The organism is Occallatibacter sp. (genome assembly GCF_049510455.1).
GTDB lineage: Bacteria > Acidobacteriota > Terriglobia > Terriglobales > Acidobacteriaceae > Telmatobacter.
In genome coordinates this window covers 1-3570 of the sequence record NZ_JBEKYX010000184.1, presented here as the reverse complement: position 1 = coordinate 3570, position 3570 = coordinate 1, and the positions used below count along the sequence as shown (strand labels likewise).

3 protein-coding genes are annotated in these 3570 nt (G+C 58.1%); all 3 read left to right on the top strand.

What is annotated here, in order from left to right; translation table 11 throughout:
• Positions 1 to 3 precede the first annotated feature (3 nt).
• The 3 genes from ilvN to ABSG47_RS20590 all read left to right on the top strand — a co-directional run bounded on the left by ilvN (position 4) and on the right by ABSG47_RS20590 (position 3312).
• A complete protein-coding gene (gene ilvN, locus ABSG47_RS20600; protein WP_424172364.1) occupies positions 4 to 540 on the top strand; it encodes an acetolactate synthase small subunit in 537 nt (178 codons plus the stop codon).
• Between the two features lie 63 nt (positions 541 to 603).
• Positions 604 to 1626, top strand: a complete 1023-nt coding sequence (ilvC, locus tag ABSG47_RS20595; RefSeq protein WP_424172361.1) for a ketol-acid reductoisomerase — start codon at positions 604 to 606, stop codon at positions 1624 to 1626.
• 237 nt (positions 1627 to 1863) lie between these two features.
• Positions 1864 to 3312, top strand: coding sequence for a sensor histidine kinase (locus tag ABSG47_RS20590; RefSeq protein ID WP_424172358.1), 1449 nt, complete (start codon positions 1864 to 1866; stop codon positions 3310 to 3312).
• The last annotated feature ends 258 nt before the right edge of the window (positions 3313 to 3570 follow it).

The window sequence follows — 3570 nt, the reverse complement described above, 5'->3', positions numbered from 1 at the left end:
TACGTGGAAGACAAGCCGGGTGTGTTGACGCGAGTCGCGTCGCTGTTCCGGCGGCTGAATATCAATATCATCTCACTGACGGTGGGCCGCAGTGAGCGCTCAGGCCTCTCGCGGCTGACGCTTGTGTGTGAGGCTTCGGCAGAAGCTGGCAACAGGATTCGCGCAAGCCTTTACAAGCTCGACAACGTGTTGGATGTAGACGACATTGCCGGTGCGCCCTCGGTAACGCGGGAACTGGCGCTGATCAAGGTGGCTGCCACGCGGCACACCCGCTCGGCAATTTTTGAGCTGGCGGAGGTTTTTCGGGCGCGCATTGTCGATCTCACGGCTGAGTCATTGATGATTGAGATGACGGGTGTCGAGAGCAAGATCGAGGGCCTGATTCAGGTGCTGATTGACAGTGAGCACGAGATTCTGGAGATATGCCGTAGTGGAAAGATGACGATGCGCCGCGGACACCACACCAGTCGCGTTCTCAAGGCGCTTGGGTCGGACGATACCGAGCAGGACAGTGAACAGCTAACAGCGGACAGTGAGTAATCAACCATCTGGCCGAGACAAAGACTTTAATCTGTAATTGCAAAGGAAAACGAGAGAGATACGATGGCGAAGACCTATTACGATCACGATGCAGACCTTACCCTTATTCAGGCCAAGAAGGTGGCCATCATCGGCTACGGCTCGCAGGGCCATGCTCATGCGCTCAACCTGAAGGACTCCGGCGTTCAGGTGAAGGTTGGCCTGTCAGCTAACTCAAAGTCGATTTCGAAGGCGCAGAAGGCCGGGCTTGAGGTTGCCACCGTGGCTGAGGCCACCAAGTGGGCAGATGTTGTCATGATTCTCACGCCCGATCAGACGCAGGCCACTCTGTACACGGACGAGATTGCGCCAAACCTGACAGCGGGCAAGCTGCTGCTCTTTGCGCATGGCTTCAACATTCACTTCAAGACGATTTCTCCCGCCGCGGATATTGATGTCGCGCTGGCTGCTCCCAAGGCTCCCGGCCATCGCGTACGCGAAGTATTTACCGAGGGCGGCGGCGTACCGGGACTCATCGCAGTGCATCAGGACCCGACGGGAACGGCGCATGCGCTCACGCTCAGCTATCTCAAGGGCATTGGATGCACGCGCGCCGGGGTTCTGGAAACCACCTTCAAGGAAGAAACCGAGACGGATCTCTTTGGCGAACAGGCGGTGCTCTGCGGCGGCGTGAGCGCGCTCATCAAGGCGGGCTACGAGACGCTGACCGAAGCAGGCTACCAGCCGGAGAGCGCCTACTTTGAAGTTCTGCATGAGCTGAAGCTGATTGTAGACCTGATCTACCGCGGCGGCCTTGAATATATGCGCTACTCCATCAGCGATACGGCGGAGTGGGGTGACTACGTCAGCGGCCCCCGCGTCATTAACGACGAGAGCAAGAAGGCGATGAAGGCGATTTTGACCGAGATTCAGAACGGCGAATTTGCCAAGCGCTTTCTTGCCGACCAGAACTCGGGCCGCAAGGAGTTTACTGCCTTCCGCGAGGCCGAAGCGAAGCATCCGGTCGAGATTGTAGGCAAGAAGCTGCGTGCCTCCATGCCGTTCCTCGATCCGGTAACGGTGGAGGAAGTCTCAAAGACGCGGTAAGCGGCTTGGGATGCATTCAACCGGGCCGGGGAACCAGGTTCTTCGGCCCGACGTATTTGTATCTGAGCCTATTCCACGACCGAAAACACGGTCATGCGCGTCCAGTAAAAGACCGCCCCGAACCGGGTGTCTGGCTGCGGTCTTATATGGTTACTTTCCCAGGAGTCCCACGTATTTAACCCCGGAACGGCTCGAACTACGCTATTATGCTTTCTCCGGGATCGGAGTGATTTTAAGATGCTATCGCTCACAGCAAACCCGCCTGCCCGTCCCACCCCCGTCGAAGATATTGCCGCGGCGCTGGGCAAACTTACGCCTCTGCAAGGACTGACGCTGGAAGAACGGCTGTGGCTGGCGGAGCACTGCGAAGAACTGGTGGCGGAGCCGGGCGAGGTGCTGTTTGAAGAAGGTTCCCCGGCCGAACGCATGGTGTTCATGCTGAAAGGCGACATCCATGTGTACCGCCAGCGGAGCGGCGGCGGCCCGTTAGGGCTGTTTATTGGCCGCACGCAACCAATCACCGGGCTGCTTCCCTTCTCGCGCATGAAGACTTATGGCGGCCAGGGCGTTGCGGTAACGCGGGTGTGGGCGCTGCTGATTGACAAGCAATTGTTTCCGGACATGCTGGAAGCGATTCCGTCCATGGGACAAAGGACTGTCTCCGTGATGATGGATCGCGTGCGCGAGGTGACGCGCATTGAGCAGCAGGCGGAGAAGCTGTCGGCGCTTGGCAAGCTGGCTGGAAATCTGGCGCACGAGCTGAACAATCCGGCCTCGGCGGCACAGCGCGCAGCTGGAGGCCTGATCGGTGAGTTGCAGGCCAACCGCGCGAACAGGCATCGGATGGTGAACTTGTGTCTGACCCAGGAGCAGGTGGGCCAACTGGAAGAGTGGGAGCAGCGCGTGTTGACGCACGGGCCTGTGCATGGAGAAACTGCCACGGAAGCGCTTGAACATGAGGAAGCGCTGCGGGAGTGGCTGATCGCGCTGCCCTGCGATACGGCGTGGGAGGTAGCTCCGCCGCTCGCCGACCAGGGCGTAACGATAAAAGATCTGGAAGATCTGCACGCGGTTCTGAGTGCCGAAGCAACTTGCGTGACGCTGCAGTATTTTGTGCGATATCTGCGGGCGCGCCTCAGCGTGGATACGCTGGTGAACTCAACGTCACGAATTTTCGATCTGATCAGCGCGATCAAAGACTACTCCAACATGGACCGCGCGGCGCTGCAGGAAGTGGATGTGTCTGCCGGGCTGGACGCGACGGTACAAATGCTGAATAGCCGCCTGGACGGAGTGACTGTGGTGCGGGAGTACGAGCCGGATTTGCCGTGCATCAACGCCTACAGCGGCGAACTGAACCTGGTTTGGATGGCGCTGATTGAAAACTCGCTTGAGGCGATGGATGGAACCGCAGAGGCGGGTAGGCTAAGGCTGGTTTGCCGCATGGAAGGCGACCTGCTGCTGGTAGAGGTGCATGACAACGGCCGCGGAATTCCATCGGATCTGAAGGACCGCATCTTTGAGCCGTTCTTTACCACCAAGGCGCCTGGCAAGGGGCTGGGGTTGGGACTGGACAACGCGATGCGGATCATTCACATGCATCGCGGAATGTTGGGCGTGAAATCGGAGCCCGGCGATACTTGCTTCAAGGTAAGGCTGCCATTCGAGCAGTTCCAGGCGTATTAGAGCATTTCTTCTCTTGCTGTAGAGCGACCCCTGGCCGCAAAAACAAATACGCGACGATACGCGGCGAGGGTGGGGCGCCCGAACTTTATACCTTGGGGAGAGATGCTCTCATGTTGCGGCCTGGGACGGCAGCGTCTGAGGATTTTGCTGGAACAACTTTCGCTTTTTGTTTTCCCGGCCAGGCTGTTTTTCGAGAGGTGAAGAATTATGCCTCTATGTGATTGTTTTTGTGTAATTTACCGTTGATTTACAGTGTTT